We start from the raw sequence: 20,892 nt of genomic DNA, 5'->3' as shown, positions 1-20,892 counted from the left end.
TTCCGGGCTGCCGGAAACGGCGTTCGGCACACACGACTTCTCACGGTCGGTGTCAGGTGCGTCCTGGAGATGGCGAGGCCATTCCAGTGTCCAGCGAGTTCGACCCAATGATGGCGAAGTCGCGACGGACGCGTCCTGCTTGCTGGTACTCAAGCACTCAGTCAGGAGGAGGAATCAACCGGCGTCTGTGGACGAGATGAAGCGTCTAAATATAAGCCTAGTGCTACACAGTCCGACGGTTGTACGTCTCCACCCTACACGTATCCCTGATAATTCGGGTGCTGCCGCGCGCAGAATCCGCAGCGGGTTGGCATTTACCGTGAGCTCCGGAAGGGGAGGTCACGCATCATGGCTAATTTAGGCGTTGTTTCCGAAGCTCTCGCTCGGGGTCGTTCGCGGATGACTGCACTTTGTGAACTGGCCGTGAATGTGGCACGCAAGGCGAGTCAAAACTCTGCTTTGCGGCGTATTTCAGGCCTCATGTCACCTGCGCTCGTTACACCTGAAAACTCTACCGTTACGTAGCGAAAGCCCCGTAGGACGGCCTCTCGTCCTCGTGAATTGCGTTGGTCAGGGCCGGTTTTTGACCGCTGGTCCACTGTCCAGCCACTTTTGGCGGCGTTCGCGACTATAGCAGCAATGATTAAGTGCTTCAATTCCATAAAAAATTGTTATGATCGCCGCCATGACAACTACTGCCCCTTCGACCCCTGGCGTTCAACTGCTCGAGGTCTCGCCGGAATATGCCGGCCAACGAATCGATAATTTCCTGCTGGCCCGGCTCAAAGGCGTGCCCAGGACATTGATCTACCGCATTTTGCGCAAAGGCGAAGTGCGAGTGAACAAAGGTCGGATCAAGCCCGAATACAAGCTCCAGGCCGGCGACGTCGTGCGCGTGCCCCCGGTTCGCGTGCCCGAGCGCGATGAACCGGTGCCCCTGGCCCAGGGATTGTTGCAACGCCTTGAAGCCTCGATCGTCTATGAAGACAAGGCCTTGATCGTGATCAACAAGCCCGCGGGCATTGCGGTCCACGGTGGTAGCGGCCTGAATTTCGGCGTGATCGAAGCCTTTCGTCAGTTGCGTCCGGACGCCAAGGAGCTGGAACTGGTCCATCGCCTCGACCGCGACACCTCCGGCCTGCTGATGATTGCCAAGAAACGCAGCATGTTGCGCCACCTGCACGAGCAATTGCGCGGCGACGGCGTCGACAAGCGCTACATGGCGCTGGTACGTGGCCGTTGGGAGACCTCCATCAAGCAAGTCCGTGCGCCGTTGCTCAAGAGCAACCTGCGTTCCGGCGAGCGCATGGTCGAAGTCAACGAGGAGGGCAAGGAGGCGCTGACGGTGTTCAAGGTGTTGCGCCGTTTCGACGACTTCGCCACCTTGGTCGAGGCCAAGCCGGTGACCGGGCGTACGCACCAGATCCGCGTTCATACCCTGCACGCCGGCCATTGCATTGCCGGTGACAGCAAATACGGCGATGACGATTTCACCAAGGAAATCCGCGATCTGGGCGGCAAGCGCCTGTTTCTCCATGCCTACATGCTTACCGTACCGCTGCCCGATGGTGGCGAGCTGAAATTGCAGGCCCCGGTGGATGACATGTGGGCCAAGACCGTGGAGCGGTTGAGTGCATCCTGACTACACATTGCTGATCTTCGATTGGGACGGCACTCTGGCGAACTCCATCGGTCGGATCGTGGAGGCGATGCATGTCGCCTCGGATCGCATGGGGTTTGCCCGGTGCGACGACTTCGCGGTGAAAGGCATCATCGGGCTCGGATTGCCGGAGGCCATTCGCAGTCTGTATCCGGGCATTGACGACAATGAGTTGGTGGTTTTTCGCCAACATTACGCCGATCACTACATTGCGCTGGAGGCCGAGCCTTCGCCGTTGTTCGAGGGCGTGGTTCATACCCTTGAAACCTTGAAAGGCGAGGGTTATCGCTTGGCGGTGGCGACCGGCAAGGCTCGCCGTGGGCTGGATCGGGTGCTCAAGTCCCATGGCTGGGAAGATTATTTCGATATCACCCGGGCCGCGGACGAAACCGCCAGCAAGCCGCATCCGTTGATGCTCGAACAGATCCTGGCGCACTGCAACGCGCGGCCGGAGCAGGCGCTGATGGTGGGGGATTCGTCATTCGATCTGCAGATGGCGCGCAACGCCGGCATGGGGTCGGTGGCGGTCAGCTACGGGGCCCAGACGATCGAGGCGCTACGGGCATTCGAGCCGCGACTGGCCATTGATCATTTTCCTGAGTTGCACGCCTGGCTGAGCCGGCGGGCCCTTTAAGTTTGCTGGGGATTCACGCATGACCGATGAATGGAAAGCACCTGTCAAGGCGAGCGCCGAGGGCGGTGATGACAAAAGCTGGAAGCTGTTGGAAAAAACCTTGCTCGCCAGCGTGCAGGAACAGCGCCGCTCCCGTCGCTGGGGGATCTTCTTCAAGTTGCTGACCTTTACTTATCTCTTTGTTGCGCTTGCGCTGTTCACGCCACTGATGGACATGGAGAAAAGCGCCGTCGCCGGTTCGGCGTACACCGCCTTGATCAATATCGAGGGCATGATCGCCGACAAAGAGCCTGCCAGCGCCGATAACATTGTCGGTAGCCTGCGGGCCGCCTTCGAGGATCCGAAGGTCAAGGGTGTGGTGCTGCGCATCAACAGTCCGGGTGGTAGCCCGGTGCAATCGGGGTACGTTTACGACGAGATCGTTCGGTTGCGCGCATTGCACCCGGATACCAAGGTGTATGCGGTCATTTCCGATCTCGGTGCTTCCGGTGCCTATTACATTGCCAGCGCGGCGGACCAGATCTATGCCGACAAGGCCAGCCTGGTAGGCTCCATTGGGGTGACAGCGGCCGGTTATGGCTTTGTCGGGACCATGGAGAAGCTGGGTGTGGAGCGTCGGGTGTACACCTCCGGCGAGCATAAATCCTTCCTTGATCCGTTCCAGCCGCAAAAGCCTGAAGAAACCGCTTTTTGGCAGGGTGTGCTCGACACGACTCACAAGCAGTTCATTGCCAGCGTCAAGAAGGGCCGTGGCGAGCGCCTGAAGGACAAGGAGCATCCAGAGTTGTTCTCCGGGCTGGTCTGGTCGGGGGAGCAGGCGTTGCCGCTGGGCCTGATCGATGGCTTGGGCAGTGCCAGTTCGGTGGCGCGGGATGTGATCGGTCAGAAAGACCTGGTGGACTTCACGATTGAAGAATCACCATTTGATCGCTTCTCGAAAAAACTGGGAGCGAGCATTGCCGAGCATCTGGCGATGTGGATGGGCTTTCAGGGGCCGGCGTTGCGCTAGTTCCTCGTTTCGCGCGATCTTCTGTGGCGAGGAGATTGCTGTGGGAGCAAAGCTTGCTCGCGATGAACGATAAGTCGGCTGGCCTGTATCGTCACGGCGCCTGCATCGCGGGCAAGCCTTGCCCCCACAAATGAATCCCTTCGCCACACGTGTACGTTGGATCAGGGAACCTGCACACCCTCGGCCAGCAACATATCCACAAGACGAATCAGCGGCAGCCCGATCAGGCTGGTGGCGTCCGGCCCTTCGGTGCTTTGGAACAGGCTTACGCCCAGTCCCTCAGCCTTGAAGCTGCCGGCGCAGTCGTAGGGTTGCTCGGCTCGCAGGTAACGTTCGACGCGCTCTGGGGCCAGGGTGCGCATGTTGACGGTAAATGGAACGCAATCGACCTGGCAGGCGCCGGTCTGGCTGTTGAGCAGCGCCAGGCCGGTCAGGAACGTGACCCTGGCGCCGCTGGCGGCCAGCAGTTGTCCGCGGGCGTTCTCGAAGGTGTGGGGCTTGCCCAGGATGCGCTCGCCGAGCACGGCGACCTGGTCTGAACCGATGATCAAGTGCGTCGGATGGCTGCCGGCCAGCGCCCGGGCTTTTTCCCGGGCCAGGCGTTTGACCAGTTCGACGGCGGACTCGCCAGGGCGATGGCTTTCGTCGATATCGGGTGAGCTGCAGACGAACGGCAGTCCCAGGCGAGCAAGCAATTCCCGGCGATAGACCGAGCTTGAGGCAAGTAATAAAGGCAGCATGGACATCTCCAGGAGGCAGGGACGAATTCTAGCGAGGCACGCAAGTGACGGACAGGGCTGAATTTCCTTTGACATGGCCGGGGGCATCCCTATAATGCTGCGCCTATGTTGAATGACCCGATTCCACCTCACGTTGACCCGCGCAAATTGGCTGACCGTGGCACCACCCTTCAAGGTGAACTGCTGCTGGCCGATTTGAAGAGACTCTGCGACCCGCTTTCCGACGATGTCGGGACGGTCCAGGCCAAATTCGTTTTTGAACGAGATGAACGTAAATCTGTGGTGATCCACAGCTTTATCGACACTGAAGTCAAAATGGTTTGCCAGCGTTGTCTTGAGCTGGTCACCCTGCCGATCCACAGCGAATGCAGTTACGCCGTGGTGAAGGAGGGTGCGAATACCCAGTCGTTGCCGAAAGGTTATGACGTGCTGGAACTGGGCGAAGATCCATTGGATCTGCAGTCACTGATCGAGGAGGAGCTTCTGCTCGCCTTGCCCATTGTGCCTGCTCATCATCCGGAAGAATGCCAGCAGCCGGCGGGAGCAGATGAGCCCGAACCGAGCGAGGACGAGGTAACGCGGTCCAACCCGTTCAGTGTATTGGCGCAGTTAAAGCGTGACCCAAACGTTTAGGAGTTAATCAATTATGGCTGTTCAGCAGAACAAAAAATCCCGCTCTGCCCGTGACATGCGCCGTTCGCACGACGCTCTCGAGGCTAGCACCCTGTCCGTAGAAAAGACCACCGGTGAAGTTCACCTGCGTCACCACGTATCGCCAGAAGGCGTATACCGTGGTCGTAAAGTGATCGACAAGGGCGCCGACGAGTAATCACTTGTCCGCTCAAGTCATCGCGATTGACGCAATGGGCGGGGACTTCGGTCCCCGCAGCATTGTTCAGGCCAGCCTTGCTTGTCTGAATGCTACACCCTCGCTGCACCTGACCCTCGTCGGTCAATCCCCCCTCCTGGAAGACATGCTCAGCGGCCAATCGGCTGTGGATCGCGCGCGCCTGACGATTGTCCCGGCGTCCGAAATCATCACCATGGACGAAAAGCCAGCCCAGGCCCTGCGCGGCAAGCCTGACGCCTCAATGCGGGTGGCCCTTGAGCTGTTGCGCGATGGCAAGGTCCAGGCCTGTGTCAGCGCGGGCAATACCGGTGCGCTGATGGCGCTGTCGCGCTACGTACTCAAGACCTTGCCGGGTATCGACCGGCCCGCGATGGTGGCGGCGATCCCGACCCAGCGCGGGTTCTGTCAGTTGCTCGACCTGGGGGCGAACGTCGATTGCAGTGCCGAGCATTTGCTGCAATTTGCGGTGATGGGCTCGGTCGCGGCTGAAACCCTCGGCATCGTGCGCCCTCGCGTGGCGTTGCTGAACATCGGCACCGAAGACATCAAGGGCAACCAGCAGGTCAAGCTGGCGGCCACGTTGTTGCAGGCCGCGCGGGGTATCAACTACATCGGTTTCGTCGAAGGCGATGGCTTGTACCGTGGCGAGGCCGATGTGGTGGTCTGTGACGGCTTCGTCGGCAATATCCTGCTCAAGTCCAGCGAAGGGCTGGCGACCATGATCGGCCAGCGTATCGAGACCTTGTTCAAGCAAAACCTCGCCTCGCGGGCAGTTGGCGCCCTGGCGCTGCCGTTGATGCGCCGGTTGCAGGCGGACCTGGCGCCGGCGCGGCACAACGGTGCGAGTTTCCTCGGGTTGCAAGGGATCGTGATCAAGAGCCACGGTTCGGCGGGCGTGCAGGGTTTCCAGAGTGCGATCAACCGAGCGGTGATCGAGATCCAGGAGAACCTGCCGGAGCGCTTGCACGGTCGCCTCGAGGATTTGTTAACTTAGGCGTTTTCGTCCGACAATGCTTAAATGTGACCGGTCGGTTCAACCCGCCATCCAACTTGCAGTTTGCTAGCGCCCCCAGGGGCGTCAATTTTTGACGACAAGATCATTAGGGGCTTTGTTTTCATGTCTGCTTCCCTCGCATTCGTCTTTCCAGGGCAGGGCTCGCAGTCCCTCGGCATGCTGGCCGAGCTGGGCGCGCAATACCCGCTGATCCTCGAAACATTCAAAGAAGCGTCCAACGCGCTCGGCTATGACTTGTGGGCGCTGACCCAGCAAGGGCCGGAAGAGCAGCTCAATCAAACCGATAAAACCCAACCGGCCATTCTCACCGCCTCGATCGCCCTGTGGCGCCTGTGGCTGGCTGAAGGCGGCGCGCGGCCGGCGTTCGTCGCTGGTCACAGCCTGGGCGAATACAGCGCCCTCGTTGCCGCTGGCAGCCTGAGCCTGAGTGCCGCGGTGAAACTGGTGGAGCGTCGTGGCCAGTTGATGCAAGAAGCCGTTCCGGCCGGGCAGGGCGGCATGGCCGCAATCCTCGGTCTGGAGGATGCTGATGTGCTGGCGGCCTGTGCCGAAGCGGCGCAAGGCGATGTGGTCAGCGCGGTGAACTTCAACTCCCCGGGCCAGGTGGTCATCGCCGGTGCCAAGGCGGCTGTCGAGCGTGCCATCGAAGGCTGCAAGGCCCGTGGTGCCAAGCGTGCCATGCCGTTGCCGGTCAGCGTGCCGTCGCACTGTGAGTTGATGCGTCCGGCCGCCGAGCGCTTTGCCGAATCCATTGCTGCCATCGATTGGCAGGCCCCGCAGATTCCCGTGGTGCAGAATGTCAGCGCTAACGTCGCGCCGGATCTCGAGACCCTCAAGCGCGATCTGCTGGAACAACTCTACAAGCCGGTTCGCTGGGTCGAATCGGTGCAGACCCTGGCGGCCAAGGGCGCGACCGAATTGGTCGAATGCGGTCCTGGCAAAGTGCTGGCTGGCCTGAACAAACGCTGCGCCGAAGGCGTGTCGACTTCCAACCTCAACACCCCAGACGCCTTCGCTGCCGCCCGTGCAGCGCAGGCCTGAACAGGAGAAGCTTGCATGAGTCTGCAAGGTAAAGTTGCACTGGTGACCGGTGCAAGCCGCGGCATCGGCCAGGCCATCGCCCTGGAACTGGGTCGTCAAGGCGCCATCGTCATCGGCACCGCGACTTCCGCTTCGGGCGCCGAGCGCATCGCCGCGACCCTGAAGGAAAACGATATCCAGGGCACCGGCCTTGAGCTGAACGTCACCAGCGACGAATCCGTTGCGGCGGTACTGGCGAGCATCCAGGAGCAGTTCGGCGCGCCGGCGATCCTGGTCAATAATGCCGGCATCACCCGCGATAACCTGATGATGCGCATGAAAGATGACGAATGGTTCGACGTGGTCGACACCAACCTGAACAGTCTGTACCGGCTGTCCAAGGGCGTTTTGCGTGGCATGACCAAGGCGCGCTGGGGTCGAATTATCAGTATCGGCTCGGTTGTGGGTGCCATGGGCAACGCAGGCCAAGTAAACTATGCTGCGGCGAAAGCCGGTCTGGAAGGTTTCAGCCGTGCGCTGGCGCGTGAAGTGGGTTCGCGCTCGATTACGGTAAACTCGGTTGCACCGGGTTTCATCGACACCGACATGACCCGTGAACTGCCGGAAGCGCAGCGTGAAGGCTTGTTGACACAGATTCCGCTGGGTCGTCTGGGGCAAGCTCAAGAAATCGCGTCCGTGGTCGCTTTTCTTGCGTCGGACGGTGCGGCATACGTGACCGGGGCTACAATCCCGGTGAACGGCGGGATGTACATGAGTTAAATGTGACGGATTGCTTCAAAAAAATGTCATACGAGCTGTCTAAAATCCGTTATAAAGCTGCAACCAATTTATAGACGGCGGGCCGCGGGGTTTGAGGAGTGAAGCTTTCGGTTGAAAAACCGAAAAGTTCTTCTATACACTTACCCACCGGCCAGCTGCCTGAATTTGTCCATTAGGAGTGAAAACAAGGTATGAGCACCATCGAAGAGCGCGTCAAGAAAATCGTTGCCGAGCAACTGGGCGTTAAAGAAGAAGAAGTTGTGAACACCGCTTCCTTCGTTGAAGACCTGGGTGCCGACTCCCTTGACACCGTTGAGCTGGTGATGGCTCTGGAAGAGGAATTCGAGACCGAGATTCCTGACGAAGAAGCTGAGAAGATCACTACTGTACAAGCTGCTATCGACTACGTTACCAGCCACCAGGCGTAATCGTATTTAGTCGTCGCTAGCTGTCATGGAAAAACCGCACTGCCGTCACGGCGTGCGGTTTTTTCTTTAGGCCTGATGCAAAGTCGTCATTAGAAAAAGGAGAGTGCTGTGTCGCGTAGACGCGTCGTAGTCACCGGTATGGGTATGTTGTCGCCACTGGGCACGGATGTGCCGAGCAGTTGGCAGGGCATTCTGGCCGGCCGCAGTGGCATTGGTCTGATCGAACACACCGACCTTTCTGCCTATTCCACCCGTTTTGGCGGCTCGGTAAAGGGTTTCAATGTCGAGGAATACCTGTCGGTCAAGGAAGCGCGCAAGCTTGACCTGTTCATACAGTACGGCCTGGCAGCCGGTTTTCAGGCAGTGCGTAACGCCGGCCTGGAAGTCACCGACGCCAACCGTGAACGCATCGGCGTAGCCATGGGTTCGGGTATTGGCGGCTTGACCAATATCGAAGAAACCAGCCGCACCCTGCATGATTCGGGGCCGCGACGGATTTCTCCGTTCTTCGTGCCGGGCTCGATCATCAATATGATTTCCGGTTTCCTGTCCATCCACCTCGGTGCACAGGGGCCCAACTACGCCATCGCTACGGCATGCACCACCGGTACCCACTGCATCGGCATGGCCGCGCGTAACATCATGTACGACGAAGCCGACGTGATGATTGCCGGTGGTGCTGAAATGGCCGCTTGCGGCCTTGGCATGGGCGGTTTCGGCGCGTCCCGTGCGCTGTCGACCCGCAACGACGAGCCCGCCCGCGCGAGCCGGCCGTGGGACAAGGGCCGCGATGGCTTCGTGTTGTCCGACGGTGCTGGTGCGCTGGTGCTCGAGGAACTGGAGCACGCCAAAGCCCGCGGCGCGACCATCTATGCCGAGCTGATCGGCTTTGGCACCAGTGGCGATGCGTACCACATGACCTCGCCACCGGCCGACGGCGCCGGTGCGGCCCGCTGCATCGCCAATGCCTTGCGTGACGCGAAGCTCAACGGCGATCAGGTGCAGTACATCAATGCCCACGGCACTTCGACCCCGGCCGGCGACCTGGCCGAAGCCCAGGCGATCAAGACCGTGTTCGGCGAGCACGCCTACAAGCTGGCAGTCAGCTCGACCAAATCCATGACCGGTCACCTGTTGGGTGCGGCAGGGGCGGTGGAAGCGATCTTCAGCGTATTGGCGATCAACAGCCAGACGGCGCCGCCGACCATCAACCTCGATGAGCCGGACGAAGGCTGCGACCTGGACTTTGTGCCGCACACCGCCCGGAGCATGGACATCGATGTGGTGCTGTCCAACTCCTTCGGCTTTGGCGGGACCAACGGTTCGCTGGTGTTCCGCCGGTTCGCCGGTTGATGGAAAGCTGGGTCGACGGTCAGCCGGCCGACGTCCTGTCGCTGAAGGACCGCGGCCTGGCTTACGGCGATGGGTTGTTCGAGACCATCGCGGTGCACGATGGCAACCTGGTGCTGCTGGAGCGTCACCTGCAGCGCCTGGAAGCAGGTTGCCAGCGGTTGGCGCTCAACGTCGACATGAGCGCATTGAGCACAGAGTTGAGCACCTACGCCCGTTGCCTGGGCGATGGCGTGCTCAAGCTGATCGTGACCCGTGGCGACAGCCTGCGCGGCTATGCCGCTGATCCTTCCACCCCGGCCCGGCGCATCCTGCAAGGGAGTCCGCCAGCCGCTTATCCCACCGCCCATGCCGAACAAGGCGTTCACCTGTTTCCTTGTACCGTGCGTTTGTCCGAGCAGCCCTTGCTCGCCGGCCTCAAGCACCTCAATCGCCTGGAACAAGTGTTGGCCCGTGCCGAGTGGTGCGATGGGCAGTACGCCGAAGGCTTGATGCTGGACACGTCCGGGCGGGTAATCGAAGGCGTATTCAGCAACCTGTTCCTGGTGCGCGATGACGTTTTGTTCACAGCGGACCTGAGCCGTTGCGGCGTGGCCGGCGTGATGCGCACGGAATTATTGTTTCAAGCCAAGTCCCAAGGCATCGCTACGCAAATCACCGACCTCAGCCTTGAACAGCTGCACCAGGCCGATGAAGTTTTCGTCTGCAACAGCGTTTATGGCGTGTGGCCGGTACGCGGATGCGGTTCGGCGCGCTGGTCGGTTGGCCCGCTCACCCGTAAACTGCAGACCCTTGCCCGTGCGCTATTGGATGCTTGATTCGTGAGACGTAAATTCTTGCTGCTGCTGGAGACCGGACTGGTCCTGGCAGGGCTGTTGTTGGGCGCTTCGGCCTGGAAGATTCATTCGGCGCTGCAACAGCCGCTGAACATCACCCAGGAAGAAATGCTGGACGTGCCCAATGGGACCACCCCGACCGGAACCTTAAAGCGCCTCGAGGCCGATGGCCTGATCAAGGATGCTTTCTGGCTGCGGATCTATTGGCGCTTCAACCTTGCCGGCCAGCCGTTGCACTCCGGTGAATACCGGATGGTGCCGGGCATGACCATGGAAGGCCTGATCGGTGTCTGGAAGCGCGGCGACGTGGTGCAGTACAGCGTGACGCTGGTGGAAGGTTGGAATTTCCGTCAGGTGCGCGCGGCACTGGCCAAGGATGAAAAGCTCCAGCAGACCCTCACCGACCTGAGCGACAGTCAGGTCATGGAGCGTATCGGCCACTCGGGGGTGTTTCCTGAAGGCCGGTTTTTCCCGGACACCTATCGCTTCGTGCGTGGCACTTCCGATGTCGACTTGCTGAAAAAAGCCTACGACCGCCTGGACGATGTGCTCGCCAAGGAATGGGCACAGCGTGCCGCCGATGTGCCTTACACCCTGCCGTACCAGGCGCTGATCATGGCATCGTTGGTGGAGAAGGAAACCGGCGTGCCCCAGGAACGCGGGCAAATTGCCGGCGTCTTTGTGCGGCGCATGCGCCTGGGCATGCTGCTGCAGACCGATCCCACGGTGATCTACGGCTTGGGCGAGCGCTACACCGGCAAGCTCACCCGCGCCCATTTGAAAGAAGAAAACCCGTATAACACCTACCTGATCCCGGGCTTGCCGCCGACGCCGATTGCGATGGTGGGGCGCGAAGCGATTCATGCCGCGTTGAACCCGGCACCGGGCAACAGCCTTTATTTTGTCGCACGCGGCGATGGCAGCCACGTGTTTTCCGATGACCTGGAGTCGCACAACAACGCCGTGCGCGAGTTCCAGCTCAAGCGCCGTGCCGATTACCGCTCCAGCCCGGCCCCGGCAACGCCGGACGAGCAGGCGCCGATCCCGGCGGCCTCACCCGACACGGCGCCAGAGGCGGTGCCCCAAGTGCCACCTCAGGTACCGGCCCCCGAACCGGACGCCAGCGAGCCACCGAGCCCGCAATGACTTTGATTAAGGATCGCCCCGTGACTGGCTTGTTTATAACGCTGGAAGGCCCGGAAGGCGCCGGCAAGAGCACCAACCGCGAATACCTGGCCGAACGCCTGCGGGCCGCCGGCATCGAGGTGGTATTGACCCGCGAGCCGGGCGGTACGCCGCTGGCCGAGCGGATCCGCGAGGTGCTGCTGGCGCCCCTTGAAGAAGTCATGAATCCCGACACCGAGCTGTTGCTGGTGTTCGCCGCCAGGGCGCAGCATCTGGCCGAGGTGATTCGCCCGGCGCTGGCCCGTGGCGCCGTGGTGCTCTGCGATCGTTTTACCGATTCGACTTATGCCTACCAGGGTGGCGGCCGGGGCTTGTCCGTGGAGCGCATCGCCGCGCTGGAAAGTTTCGTCCAAGGTGACCTGCGGCCAGACCTGACCCTGGTGTTCGACCTGCCGGTGGAAATCGGCCTGGCCCGTGCCAGCGCCCGTGGCCGGCTGGATCGTTTCGAGCTTGAGGGCCAGGCCTTCTTCAATGCCGTGCGCAATGCCTTCCTGGGGCGCGCCAAGGCCGATCCGGCGCGTTACCTGCTGATCGACGCCGCGCAGCCGCTTACCCAGGTCCAGCAGTCCCTGGATGGCTTGCTTCCACGTTTGCTGGAGCGTGTCCGTGGCTGAAGCCTATCCCTGGCAAGACGGTCTCTGGCAGCAATTGGCCGGTCGTGCCCAGCATGCCCATGCCTATCTGCTGCACGGCCCGGTCGGCATCGGCAAGCGGGCACTGGCCGAGCGCTTGATGGCCAGTCTGCTGTGCCTGCGTCCGGGTGCTTCGAACGCCTGTGGTGAATGCAAGTCCTGCCTGCTGCTCAAGGCCGGCAGCCATCCCGACAATTACGTGCTGGAGCCGGAAGAGGCGGACAAGGCGATCAAGGTCGACCAAGTCCGCGACCTGGTCAGCTTCGTGGTCCAGACCTCGCAGATGGGCGGGCGCAAAGTGGTGCTGATCGAGCCGGTCGAGTCGATGAACATCAACGCCGCCAACGCTTTGCTCAAGAGCCTCGAAGAACCTTCCGGCGATACCGTGCTGTTGTTGGTCAGCCACCAGCCGAGTCGCTTGCTGCCGACGATCAAGAGTCGTTGCGTGCAACAGGCCTGCCCGCTGCCGAGCGAGGCGATGAGCTTGCAATGGCTGGCCCAGGCCCTGCCTGACAGCAGCGATGAAGAGCGCGTCGAGTTGCTGACCCTCGCGGCCGGTTCGCCCTTGGCGGCTGTCAGCCTTCAGGCCCAGGGTGTGCGTGAACAGCGGGCCTTGGTGGTGGACGGGGTCAAGAAGCTGCTCAAGCAGCAGCAATCCCCCACGCAACTGGCCGAGGGCTGGAACGCCATCCCGCTACTGCTGCTGTTTGACTGGTTCTGCGACTGGTCGAGCCTGATCCTGCGTTACCGGCTGACCGAAGACGAGGCAGGTCTGGGATTGGGCGACATGCGCAAGGTGATCCAGTACCTGGCACAAAAAAGCAACCAGGATAAAATCTTGAACATCCAGGACTGGATTCTTGCCCAACGTCAGAAGGTGCTGAGCAAGGCGAACCTCAATCGGGTGCTGTTGCTCGAGGCGCTGTTGGTGCAGTGGGCGAGTTTGCCTGGTCGAAGTTGACAGGTACCGCCTAGACTCAGCTCAATCGCAGCGGAGATCAGCATGAACGAACCTGTCAGTCCCGGCCCACGCAACGGCATCCTGTCCCTGACCATCAAGGACAAATCGGTGCTTTACGCCGCCTACATGCCCTTTATCAAGAATGGCGGCCTGTTCATCCCGACCAACAAGAATTATCGCTTGGGCGATGAAGTGTTCATGCTCTTGAGCCTGATGGACGAGGCGGAGAAAATTCCGGTCGCCGGCAAGGTGATCTGGCTGACCCCCAAGGGCGCCCAGGGCAATCGGGCCGCCGGCGTGGGCGTGCAGTTCAGCGACGGCGACAATTCAGCCCGCAATCAGATTGAAACCCACTTGGCCGGCTCCCTGAAGTCCGACCGTCCCACCCATACGATGTAGCCTGACCTTTTATGCTTGTAGATTCCCATTGTCACCTTGACCGTCTCGACCTCGCTGCCCATGGCGGTTCCCTGGATGCCGCGCTGGACGCGGCCCGGGAGCGGGGCGTCGGCCACTTCCTGTGCATCGGCGTCAGCGCCGACAACGCTGCCGACGTGAAGGCCCTGGCCGAGCGTTATGCCGATGTCGATTGTTCGGTCGGCGTCCACCCACTGGACGTCCAGCCCGGCGCCGCGCCTGCGCTCGATTGGCTGTTACGTGAGCTCGACCATCCACGGGTGGTCGCCATTGGCGAAACCGGCCTGGACTATCACTACGAGCCGGAAGCCGCCGACGTGCAGCAGGCGTCGTTCCGGCTGCACCTGGAGGCTGCCCGGCAGACCGGCAAACCGGTGATCATCCACACCCGTGGCGCCCGGGCCGATACCTTGGCCTTGCTGCGTGACGCCGCGTTGCCCCAGGCCGGTGTGCTGCATTGCTTCACCGAAGACTGGGACATGGCCAAGGCTGCCTTGGACATGGGCTATTACATTTCCTTGTCCGGGATTGTCACGTTCCGCAATGCCGATGCCCTGCGTGACGTTGCCAGCAAAGTGCCGGCTGATCGGCTGCTGGTGGAAACCGACTCACCTTACCTGGCACCGATCCCGTATCGCGGCAAGCCGAACCTTCCGCAATACGTACGGGAAGTGGCGGAGTTTCTGGCGATGCTACGTGGTGAGTCCTACGAACGCTTTGCCGAGCAGACAACGGAAAATTTTAAGCAATTGTTTCCGCTGGCTCACGTCCGTTCGGTGGACGCCTGAATTTCATGCAAAAAAAACCCGGGTTCTGGGGGGTGAATCCGGGTTAAGACCATTAGGAGTAAAACAAAGGCACGCGGTCCGTTGGTACCTTTATCGGCGCGTCACTTGGGGGAGATGTCGCGCCGACAGTTCAAGTATTGATCAGTATGCCAACCCGTCCAGTCTGGCCGGGGCGGTTTTTAAACAGATTTGGAATACCTTCGCTTCGGATAGGTTCTCACTGTCGCCAAAGCTCGCTGGCACGGCGCATTGGCGCGGGAAACGGCGAGCCGGGTGTGTACGGTTTTGTGAAGAACAGTGGCCGGGAACGGATGATCCGTGCATTTTTACGTAAGTTAGGCATAATACCCGGCTTCGAATTTTGACCCTTCAGACCTTTTTCTTATGCACAAAGAACCCCGTAAGGTCCGTGAGTTTCGCCGCCGCGAGCAGGAAATTCTCGACACCGCGCTCAAGTTGTTCCTCGACCAGGGTGAAGACAGTGTCACCGTCGAGATGATTGCGGATGCCGTGGGTATCGGCAAAGGCACGATTTATAAACATTTCAAATCCAAGGCGGAAATCTACCTGCGCCTGATGCTCGACTATGAGCGCGATTTGAACGAGTTGCTGCATTCAGCCGATGTGGACAAGGACAAGGAGGCCCTGTCCCGGGCCTACTTCGAGTTCCGCATGCGCGACCCGCAGCGCTACCGCTTGTTCGATCGCTTGGAAGAGAAGGTGGTCAAGGGCAACCAGGTGCCGGAGATGGTCGAGGAGCTGCACAAGATCCGCGCCTCGAACTTCGAACGCCTGACCCTGCTGATCAAGGGCCGGATCAGCGAAGGCAAGCTTGAGGACGTGCCACCTTATTTCCATTACTGCGCCGCCTGGGCGTTGGTGCACGGCGCGGTGGCGCTGTATCACTCGCCGTTCTGGAGCAACGTGCTGGAAGACCAGGAAGGTTTTTTCCAGTTCCTGATGGACATCGGCGTGCGCATGGGCAACAAGCGCAAGCGCGATACCGACGTCCCGAGCAGCTGACTGGCCGCCCAAGCCAAGACATTCAGCTGCCTTATTGCGCCATGTCCGCTTACATGGCGCAGTGCCCCAGTAATATACTCAGGCTTGGGTCTTGCGAAATCTTGATTTCTAGGTCAATTTTCGCGAGTCCGATTTTTCTCGTGCCGGAGTGATCCATGATCGTTGACCGTCAAGGCAGGCGTTTCCGTAATCTGCGGATCAGCCTGACCTCAGCCTGCAACTACGCCTGTACCTACTGCGTGCCTGACGGCAAGCGGTTGGTGGCTGCGCAGGATGAACTGTCGGCCGAGGCCATGGCGCGCGGCGTGGCCTATCTGATCGAGGCCGCCGGTATCGAGCGGTTGCGCATCACGGGTGGCGAGCCGCTGGTGAGCCCCAAGCTTGAGCGTTTCATGACGGCGGTGGGGCAGATGGGCCTGGAGGACATCAGCCTGACCACCAATGGCCAGTTGCTGGCGAAAAAACTGCCGTTGCTGGTGGACGCCGGTATCCGTCGCATCAACGTTTCCCTCGACACCCTTGATCCGGCTGCGTTTCGCAGCATCGCCCGGGGTGGTGACCTGGCGACCGTGCTCGACGGCATGGAGCAGGCCCGGGCCGCCGGGCTGAAGATCAAGGTCAACATGGTGCCGTTGCGCGGGCAAAACCTGGACCAGGTGATGCCGTTGCTCGAGTACTGCCTGGAACGCGGCTATGAGTTACGTTTCATCGAGTTGATGCGCATGGGCCACCTGGCCAGTGACTCCAACGCCTTCCTGCAGCAATTTGTCAGCCTCCAGCAATTGCTCAGCCTGATCGGCGATCAGTACGAATACCTGCAAGCCAATGCGCCGGTGGATGCCACGGCGGTGCGTTATGAGATTCCGGGCTTGGGGCACTTTGGCGTGATCGCCAACGAAAGTGTGCCTTTTTGCCGTACCTGTTCGCGACTGCGGTTGTCTTCCACGGGCTGGCTGCACGGCTGCCTGTCGTCGAGTAACCGTCACTTCGTCGGCGACCTTCTGGATAAGCCACGCCATCAGGCTTTGCCGGCGCTTCAGCGCTTGCTGGTCAAGGCCTTGGGGGACAAGCAGGAAGTGGCGTTTTCCGGCGGTGCGACCATCATGAAGATCATTGGTGGCTGATCGGACCTTTGGTGGCTTGAGTCTGTAGGAGCTGGCGAAGCCTGCGATCTTTTGATCTTTCGCTTGGGATTCAAGTGTCTGGGGGAAAGATCGCAGCCTCGTTGCACTCGACAGCTCCTACGGGCGCAGCCCAGCGGGAGCAAGCTCCCTCGCCACAGGGTATTCCAAGGCTGATACCCAATCATCCTGTGAGCTGGCGCAAAAGCTGCATCCCACGACCATTCGCCGGTTTTCCGACACCGGTTTTTGGAGGGATAGGATGCGTAGCCTGGTTTTGCTGCTGGCCGTTTTGGTGCTTGGCGGTTGCATGAATGTCAGCGACATGGGGGAGGGCGTTCGTTATCACATGAGCGACGCCGGCCTGCTGGACCATAGCGACAGCCGTCGTGTGAACAACCTGCGAATTCAGCCCGACTCGTTCATTTACATCGCCCAGGGCGCCTTCGCTCCGCCGGGCAGTGCCTATCCGCGTCCCAACGTCGTGGCCGAAGAAGCCTTCAATGGCTTCATCGAATATTTCCCCATGGTCCGTCGTGCCCGTGTTCCCGAAGGCCTCGACCAAGCCATGGGCGAAGCCCGTGCCGCCGGTGCCCATTACCTGTTGTACACCCGGTTCGCCAAGGCCGATAACCGCATCGGCAACTCCGACGAGTGGCTGGACGAAGAGGCGGTGGATCGCCTGGGTGTCGATACCAGCGTGATTCAAATCATGTTGATCGAGACCAGCACCCAGTATTTGATTGATACTGCACGGATCAAGAGTCGTGGCGGTTTACTGACGTTCCACGACAAACAGCCTCAAGACCTCATCGCCGCGCCGTTGCGTGAATATGCCCGCAGTCTGTTGGGGATGAGCGACCAGTAATTATCAGGAGTCACCATGAGCGGACCGCAAAAAGCCAATGACCTGTTGGGGCAGATCCCCAAGACCAAAGGCCTGCCGCCGGTCCACTTGTGGAACCCCGACTTCTGCGGCGACATCGACATGCGCATCGCCCGGGACGGCACCTGGTATTACCTGGGCACGCCCATCGGAAGAAAACCGATGGTCAAGCTGTTCTCCACCATCATCCGCCGCGACGGCGATGATTATTTCCTGATCACCCCTGTGGAAAAAGTCGGCATCAAGGTCGATGACGCGCCGTTCGTGGCCGTGACCCTTGAAGTCGAAGGGCAGGGAGACGGGCAGTTGCTGCGCTTCACCACCAACGTCGAAGAAACCACCGAGGCCGGCGGCGAGCACCCGATGCGGGTGGTGATCGACCCCCAAACCCAGGAACCGGCGCCCTACGTGCACGTGCGCAGCAACCTCGAAGCGCTGATTCATCGCAATGTGTTCTACCAGTTGGTGGAGCTGGCGGTCAGCCGCGAGATCGACGGGCAGCGCTGGTTGGGCGTGTGGAGTGGCGGTGTGTTTTTCCCCATCGGCCTGGAACCCTGATCCCTTGTGGGAATGATGGTTGATCCAACATCTGTGTCGGCTGGACGAGCGCTATCGCGAGCAGGCTCGCTCCCACAGCGGTTATGCAAAATACAAATTGACACCCAATCGTATGATGATTAGCGTGGGCCACCAATAAGAGTGGCCCGCGGGGTTTTCATGTCCAGCAGTTTTCATGCATCGACCGTCGATTGGCTGGGGGGGTGGATCGCCGCCGGCCAGGTCAAGCCTGGGCAAACCATCAAGGTCGAAGCGGATTTGGGCGAGCAACTGGGTGTCAGTCGCACGGTGATTCGCGAGGCGATCAAGACCCTGGTGGCCAAGGGCATGCTGGAAGTCGGGCCGAAAGTCGGCACGCGGGTATTGCCGGTGCGCCGCTGGAACCTGTTCGACCCCCAAGTGGTGGGCTGGCTGTCACGCAGCGGCCTGCCGGAAAACTTTGTCGATGACTTGCTGGACCTGCGCCGTACCATCGAGCCCATGGCGGTGCGCTGGGCCTGTGAGCGGGCCACGGCCGATCAGGTGCAGGCGATCCGCCTGGCCTACCATGCGCTGGAGCGGGCAGTGGACAGCGGCGCCGATTACAACCGCGCCGACCAGTTTTTCCATGAATGCATCCTGGCCGCCAGCCATAATCAATTCATCGAACAAATGGTGCCGGCCCTGGGGGCATTGCTGGCGGTGTCGTTCGAGGTGTCGGCGGCCGACCCGGACGAGCTGCGCCGTACCTTGCCCATCCACAAGGACATCGCCGATGCCATCGCCGCCCGTGATGCCGCGCGGGGTGTCTGGGCCTGCATGACCCTGATCGATAACGCCGACCTGGCGATCAAACGCTTTTACCCCAATGTCATGGCCGGTCGAACAGACGCCGCCGGGCAAGCCGGGAACGGGAGGTTTCAATGAAGTGGACGGCTGTGACGGAACACCGGGCAAAACTGGGCGAGGGGCCGTTCTGGGATGCACCGACCCAGGCGTTGTATTGGGTCGATATCGCTGGCAAGCAGGCACTGCGGCTGATCGGCGCCAATGTGGAGATCTGGCAGATGCCCGAACATGTCTCCGCCTTCATACCGACCCAAAGTGGCGACGCACTGGTGACCCTGAGCAGTGGCGTCTATCGCCTCGATCTTGATTCGCCGGGCCTGGAACCGCGCCTGACGCTGCTGTGCATGGCCGATCCCCAACTGGGCAATCGTGCCAATGAGGCCCGTTGCGATGCGCTGGGCCAACTCTGGCTCGGCACCATGCAGAACAACATCGGTGCCGACGGCGAGGACTTGCCGATCGAGCAACGGTCCGGCGGCCTGTTTCGTATCGGGAGCGATGGCCGGGTCATGCCCTTGTTGCGCGGGCTGGGCATCCCCAACACGTTGCTCTGGAGCCCCGACGGCACCACGGTGTATTTCGGCGACAGCCTGGACGGCACGGTGTATCGGCACTTCATCTACCCGGAAGGCAACCTGGCGCCGGCCGAGGTCTGGTTCGGCCCACATCCGCGTGGCGGCCCGGATGGCTCGGCGATGGATGCCCAAGGGTATATCTGGAACGCTCGCTGGGACGGCAGTTGCCTGTTGCGGCTGACCCCGGACGGCCAGGTTGATCGGGTGATCGAACTGCCCGTCAGCCGGCCGACCAGTTGTGTGTTCGGCGGTAAAGACCTCAAGACGTTGTACATCACCAGCGCGGCGAGTCCCTTGGGTCATCCGCTGGACGGCGCCTTGCTGTCGATGCGTGTCGATGTGCCTGGCGTGGCCTGTACGAGGTTTGCGGGATAAATCCCAAAATATGGGATGTAAATATATATATTGAGATTATTTGGCGGCCGGGTTTATAGTCGGCTCCATCGGCAATACGCACTCACACTAAAAAAACAAGACAGGTGAAGTGATGCAACGATCTTTCCCCGTACGCCCCGGCGACGTACGCCGGCCACTGTTCTTTCAAGCGCCTTTGCGCCGGTCATCCGTGGATGCCCGGTTTTCGTCGTGCCCGCGTGCAGGAGCCTTGAGCCATGGCTGAGCCCTTGGTCTTGCCACCCGTGCCGGAGCCACCGAAGGGCGAACGCCTGAAGGACAAGGTCGTGCTATTGACCGGCGCCGCCCAAGGCATCGGCGAGGCCATCGTCGCGGCCTTCGCCTCGCAACAGGCCCGGCTGGTGATCAGTGATATCCAGGCGCAGAAGGTCGAGGCGGTGGCCGCCCACTGGCGTGAACGCGGGGCCGATGTGCAAGCGTTGCAGGCCGACGTGTCGAAGCAACAGGACTTGCAGGCCATGGCCCGTCGCGCCGTCGAGCTGCATGGCCGCATCGATGTGCTGGTCAACTGCGCCGGCGTCAATGTCTTCCGTGACCCGCTGGAAATGACCGAAGAGGACTGGCGCCGCTGCTTCGCCATCGACCTGGATGGCGCCTGGTACGGTTGCAAGGCGGTGTTGCCACAGATGATCGAGCAGGGCGTGGGCAGCATCATCAACATTGCCTCCGTCCATTCGTCCCACATCATTCCCGGCTGTTTCCCTTACCCGGTGGCCAAGCACGGCTTGCTCGGCCTGACTCGCGCCCTGGGCATCGAATACGCGCCCAAAGGCGTACGCGTCAATGCCATCGCCCCGGGTTACATCGAGACCCAACTGAACGTCGACTACTGGAACGGCTTTGCCGATCCCCATGCCGAACGCCAGCGTGCGCTGGATCTGCACCCGCCACGGCGCGTCGGGCAACCGGTCGAAGTGGCAATGACGGCCGTGTTCCTGGCCAGTGACGAAGCACCGTTTATCAATGCCTCATGCATCACCATCGATGGAGGACGTTCGGTCATGTACCACGACTGAATATTCCTGGATTGCAGTCGAAAACTTCGCCTGTAATCCAATCATCATACGATATGACTATTTAGGCCTATGCTGTGTAGCAACTTGATGTAACCGCCCAGCCTGCGCATTTCCACTGTCGGTGGAGCAGACCCTGGACGTTTGGCTTTCAATAAAAAAAACAAGG

Annotated in this window: 24 protein-coding genes; 23 read left to right on the top strand and 1 reads right to left on the bottom strand. The window is 60.7% G+C overall.

Going from position 1 to position 20,892, the window contains the following annotated elements:
• The first annotated feature begins 685 nt into the window (after window positions 1–685).
• From rluC to AD659_RS18420, 3 genes are read left to right on the top strand one after another with little or no spacing between them, the layout of a single operon-like run.
• Window positions 686–1,642 (top strand): 23S rRNA pseudouridine(955/2504/2580) synthase RluC, encoded by a 957-nt coding sequence (gene rluC / locus AD659_RS18430; RefSeq protein WP_053124191.1) that lies wholly within the window; start codon window positions 686–688, stop codon window positions 1,640–1,642.
• On the top strand, window positions 1,632–2,294 hold the full coding sequence (locus AD659_RS18425) for an HAD-IIIA family hydrolase (RefSeq protein ID WP_053123830.1): 663 nt from the start codon (window positions 1,632–1,634) through the stop codon (window positions 2,292–2,294). Before rluC ends, AD659_RS18425 begins: the two co-directional genes overlap by 11 nt.
• A gap of 19 nt (window positions 2,295–2,313) precedes the next feature.
• Entirely contained in the window at window positions 2,314–3,303 is a 990-nt protein-coding gene (locus AD659_RS18420; RefSeq protein WP_053123828.1) for a S49 family peptidase, read from the top strand.
• A gap of 161 nt (window positions 3,304–3,464) precedes the next feature.
• Here AD659_RS18420 and AD659_RS18415 read toward each other — a convergent pair whose 3' ends face one another.
• Window positions 3,465–4,043 carry a Maf family protein gene (locus AD659_RS18415; protein WP_053123826.1) on the bottom strand — a complete coding sequence of 193 codons (579 nt, stop codon included), beginning with the start codon at window positions 4,041–4,043 and terminating at the stop codon, window positions 3,465–3,467.
• 105 nt (window positions 4,044–4,148) lie between these two features.
• Here AD659_RS18415 and AD659_RS18410 point away from each other — a divergent pair, with 105 nt between their 5' ends.
• From AD659_RS18410 to AD659_RS18315, 20 genes are all read left to right on the top strand, one after another.
• The gene (locus AD659_RS18410) at window positions 4,149–4,676 is read left to right on the top strand and encodes a YceD family protein (RefSeq protein WP_003204262.1); all 528 of its coding nucleotides are present in this window, start codon (window positions 4,149–4,151) and stop codon (window positions 4,674–4,676) included.
• Between the two features lie 13 nt (window positions 4,677–4,689).
• Entirely contained in the window at window positions 4,690–4,872 is a 183-nt protein-coding gene (rpmF, locus tag AD659_RS18405) for a 50S ribosomal protein L32 (protein ID WP_003179396.1), read from the top strand.
• A 4-nt stretch (window positions 4,873–4,876) separates the two neighbouring features.
• Window positions 4,877–5,887 carry a phosphate acyltransferase PlsX gene (gene plsX / locus AD659_RS18400; RefSeq protein ID WP_082343585.1) on the top strand — a complete coding sequence of 337 codons (1,011 nt, stop codon included), beginning with the start codon at window positions 4,877–4,879 and terminating at the stop codon, window positions 5,885–5,887.
• 123 nt (window positions 5,888–6,010) lie between these two features.
• Window positions 6,011–6,949, top strand: a complete 939-nt coding sequence (gene fabD, locus AD659_RS18395; protein WP_053123822.1) for an ACP S-malonyltransferase — start codon at window positions 6,011–6,013, stop codon at window positions 6,947–6,949.
• Window positions 6,950–6,964: 15 nt separating this feature from the next.
• Window positions 6,965–7,708, top strand: a complete 744-nt coding sequence (gene fabG / locus AD659_RS18390; protein ID WP_053123820.1) for a 3-oxoacyl-ACP reductase FabG — start codon at window positions 6,965–6,967, stop codon at window positions 7,706–7,708.
• Between the two features lie 191 nt (window positions 7,709–7,899).
• Window positions 7,900–8,136: an acyl carrier protein gene (acpP, locus tag AD659_RS18385; protein ID WP_003175607.1), complete on the top strand. Its 237-nt coding sequence runs from the start codon at window positions 7,900–7,902 to the stop codon at window positions 8,134–8,136.
• 108 nt (window positions 8,137–8,244) lie between these two features.
• Window positions 8,245–9,489 carry a beta-ketoacyl-ACP synthase II gene (gene fabF / locus AD659_RS18380; protein WP_053123818.1) on the top strand — a complete coding sequence of 415 codons (1,245 nt, stop codon included), beginning with the start codon at window positions 8,245–8,247 and terminating at the stop codon, window positions 9,487–9,489.
• The gene (gene pabC, locus AD659_RS18375) at window positions 9,489–10,304 is read left to right on the top strand and encodes an aminodeoxychorismate lyase (RefSeq protein ID WP_053123816.1); all 816 of its coding nucleotides are present in this window, start codon (window positions 9,489–9,491) and stop codon (window positions 10,302–10,304) included. The genes fabF and pabC overlap by 1 nt, the downstream gene beginning before the upstream one ends.
• Before the next feature lie 3 nt (window positions 10,305–10,307).
• Window positions 10,308–11,468 (top strand): endolytic transglycosylase MltG, encoded by a 1,161-nt coding sequence (gene mltG, locus AD659_RS18370; protein WP_082341999.1) that lies wholly within the window; start codon window positions 10,308–10,310, stop codon window positions 11,466–11,468.
• A gap of 20 nt (window positions 11,469–11,488) precedes the next feature.
• Window positions 11,489–12,121 (top strand): dTMP kinase, encoded by a 633-nt coding sequence (gene tmk, locus AD659_RS18365; protein ID WP_053124189.1) that lies wholly within the window; start codon window positions 11,489–11,491, stop codon window positions 12,119–12,121.
• Window positions 12,114–13,100 carry a DNA polymerase III subunit delta' gene (locus AD659_RS18360; protein ID WP_053123812.1) on the top strand — a complete coding sequence of 329 codons (987 nt, stop codon included), beginning with the start codon at window positions 12,114–12,116 and terminating at the stop codon, window positions 13,098–13,100. Before tmk ends, AD659_RS18360 begins: the two co-directional genes overlap by 8 nt.
• Window positions 13,101–13,142: 42 nt before the next feature.
• Window positions 13,143–13,499, top strand: coding sequence for a PilZ domain-containing protein (locus AD659_RS18355; protein ID WP_053123811.1), 357 nt, complete (start codon window positions 13,143–13,145; stop codon window positions 13,497–13,499).
• A gap of 11 nt (window positions 13,500–13,510) precedes the next feature.
• A complete protein-coding gene (locus AD659_RS18350; protein ID WP_053123809.1) occupies window positions 13,511–14,305 on the top strand; it encodes a TatD family hydrolase in 795 nt (264 codons plus the stop codon).
• A 384-nt stretch (window positions 14,306–14,689) separates the two neighbouring features.
• Window positions 14,690–15,328, top strand: a complete 639-nt coding sequence (locus tag AD659_RS18345; RefSeq protein ID WP_003204240.1) for a TetR/AcrR family transcriptional regulator — start codon at window positions 14,690–14,692, stop codon at window positions 15,326–15,328.
• Between the two features lie 155 nt (window positions 15,329–15,483).
• A complete protein-coding gene (locus AD659_RS18340) occupies window positions 15,484–16,452 on the top strand; it encodes a GTP 3',8-cyclase MoaA (protein WP_053123807.1) in 969 nt (322 codons plus the stop codon).
• Between the two features lie 259 nt (window positions 16,453–16,711).
• Entirely contained in the window at window positions 16,712–17,317 is a 606-nt protein-coding gene (locus AD659_RS18335) for a DUF4823 domain-containing protein (protein WP_053123805.1), read from the top strand.
• A 15-nt stretch (window positions 17,318–17,332) separates the two neighbouring features.
• Window positions 17,333–17,893, top strand: a complete 561-nt coding sequence (locus AD659_RS18330) for a DUF1285 domain-containing protein (protein ID WP_053123803.1) — start codon at window positions 17,333–17,335, stop codon at window positions 17,891–17,893.
• A gap of 159 nt (window positions 17,894–18,052) precedes the next feature.
• On the top strand, window positions 18,053–18,799 hold the full coding sequence (locus AD659_RS18325; RefSeq protein WP_003204233.1) for a FadR/GntR family transcriptional regulator: 747 nt from the start codon (window positions 18,053–18,055) through the stop codon (window positions 18,797–18,799).
• On the top strand, window positions 18,796–19,671 hold the full coding sequence (locus AD659_RS18320; RefSeq protein WP_053123800.1) for an SMP-30/gluconolactonase/LRE family protein: 876 nt from the start codon (window positions 18,796–18,798) through the stop codon (window positions 19,669–19,671). The genes AD659_RS18325 and AD659_RS18320 overlap by 4 nt, the downstream gene beginning before the upstream one ends.
• A 236-nt stretch (window positions 19,672–19,907) precedes the next feature.
• Window positions 19,908–20,726 carry an SDR family oxidoreductase gene (locus AD659_RS18315; RefSeq protein ID WP_053123798.1) on the top strand — a complete coding sequence of 273 codons (819 nt, stop codon included), beginning with the start codon at window positions 19,908–19,910 and terminating at the stop codon, window positions 20,724–20,726.
• The last annotated feature ends 166 nt before the right edge of the window (window positions 20,727–20,892 follow it).

It is taken from the genome of Pseudomonas thivervalensis, assembly GCF_001269655.1.
Classification (GTDB): domain Bacteria; phylum Pseudomonadota; class Gammaproteobacteria; order Pseudomonadales; family Pseudomonadaceae; genus Aquipseudomonas; species Aquipseudomonas thivervalensis.
Note: the sequence above shows the minus strand (reverse complement) of the source record. Positions and strands in the feature narration are given on the sequence as shown.

Bases quoted from the DNA above. Each gene is read 5' to 3' on its own strand.
- AD659_RS18325 (WP_003204233.1), top strand. From the start codon at position 18,053: ATGTCCAGCAGTTTTCATGCATCGACCGTCGATTGGCTGGGGGGGTGG.
- AD659_RS18330 (WP_053123803.1), top strand. From the start codon at position 17,333: ATGAGCGGACCGCAAAAAGCCAATGACCTGTTGGGGCAGATCCCCAAG.
- rluC (WP_053124191.1), top strand. From the start codon at position 686: ATGACAACTACTGCCCCTTCGACCCCTGGCGTTCAACTGCTCGAGGTC.
- AD659_RS18335 (WP_053123805.1), top strand. From the start codon at position 16,712: ATGCGTAGCCTGGTTTTGCTGCTGGCCGTTTTGGTGCTTGGCGGTTGC.
- fabG (WP_053123820.1), top strand. From the start codon at position 6,965: ATGAGTCTGCAAGGTAAAGTTGCACTGGTGACCGGTGCAAGCCGCGGC.
- AD659_RS18415 (WP_053123826.1), bottom strand. From the start codon at position 4,043: ATGCTGCCTTTATTACTTGCCTCAAGCTCGGTCTATCGCCGGGAATTG.
- AD659_RS18340 (WP_053123807.1), top strand. From the start codon at position 15,484: ATGATCGTTGACCGTCAAGGCAGGCGTTTCCGTAATCTGCGGATCAGC.
- fabD (WP_053123822.1), top strand. From the start codon at position 6,011: ATGTCTGCTTCCCTCGCATTCGTCTTTCCAGGGCAGGGCTCGCAGTCC.
- AD659_RS18355 (WP_053123811.1), top strand. From the start codon at position 13,143: ATGAACGAACCTGTCAGTCCCGGCCCACGCAACGGCATCCTGTCCCTG.
- acpP (WP_003175607.1), top strand. From the start codon at position 7,900: ATGAGCACCATCGAAGAGCGCGTCAAGAAAATCGTTGCCGAGCAACTG.
- AD659_RS18420 (WP_053123828.1), top strand. From the start codon at position 2,314: ATGACCGATGAATGGAAAGCACCTGTCAAGGCGAGCGCCGAGGGCGGT.
- AD659_RS18350 (WP_053123809.1), top strand. From the start codon at position 13,511: ATGCTTGTAGATTCCCATTGTCACCTTGACCGTCTCGACCTCGCTGCC.
- rpmF (WP_003179396.1), top strand. From the start codon at position 4,690: ATGGCTGTTCAGCAGAACAAAAAATCCCGCTCTGCCCGTGACATGCGC.
- AD659_RS18345 (WP_003204240.1), top strand. From the start codon at position 14,690: ATGCACAAAGAACCCCGTAAGGTCCGTGAGTTTCGCCGCCGCGAGCAG.
- AD659_RS18410 (WP_003204262.1), top strand. From the start codon at position 4,149: ATGTTGAATGACCCGATTCCACCTCACGTTGACCCGCGCAAATTGGCT.
- AD659_RS18320 (WP_053123800.1), top strand. From the start codon at position 18,796: ATGAAGTGGACGGCTGTGACGGAACACCGGGCAAAACTGGGCGAGGGG.
- pabC (WP_053123816.1), top strand. From the start codon at position 9,489: ATGGAAAGCTGGGTCGACGGTCAGCCGGCCGACGTCCTGTCGCTGAAG.
- AD659_RS18315 (WP_053123798.1), top strand. From the start codon at position 19,908: ATGGCTGAGCCCTTGGTCTTGCCACCCGTGCCGGAGCCACCGAAGGGC.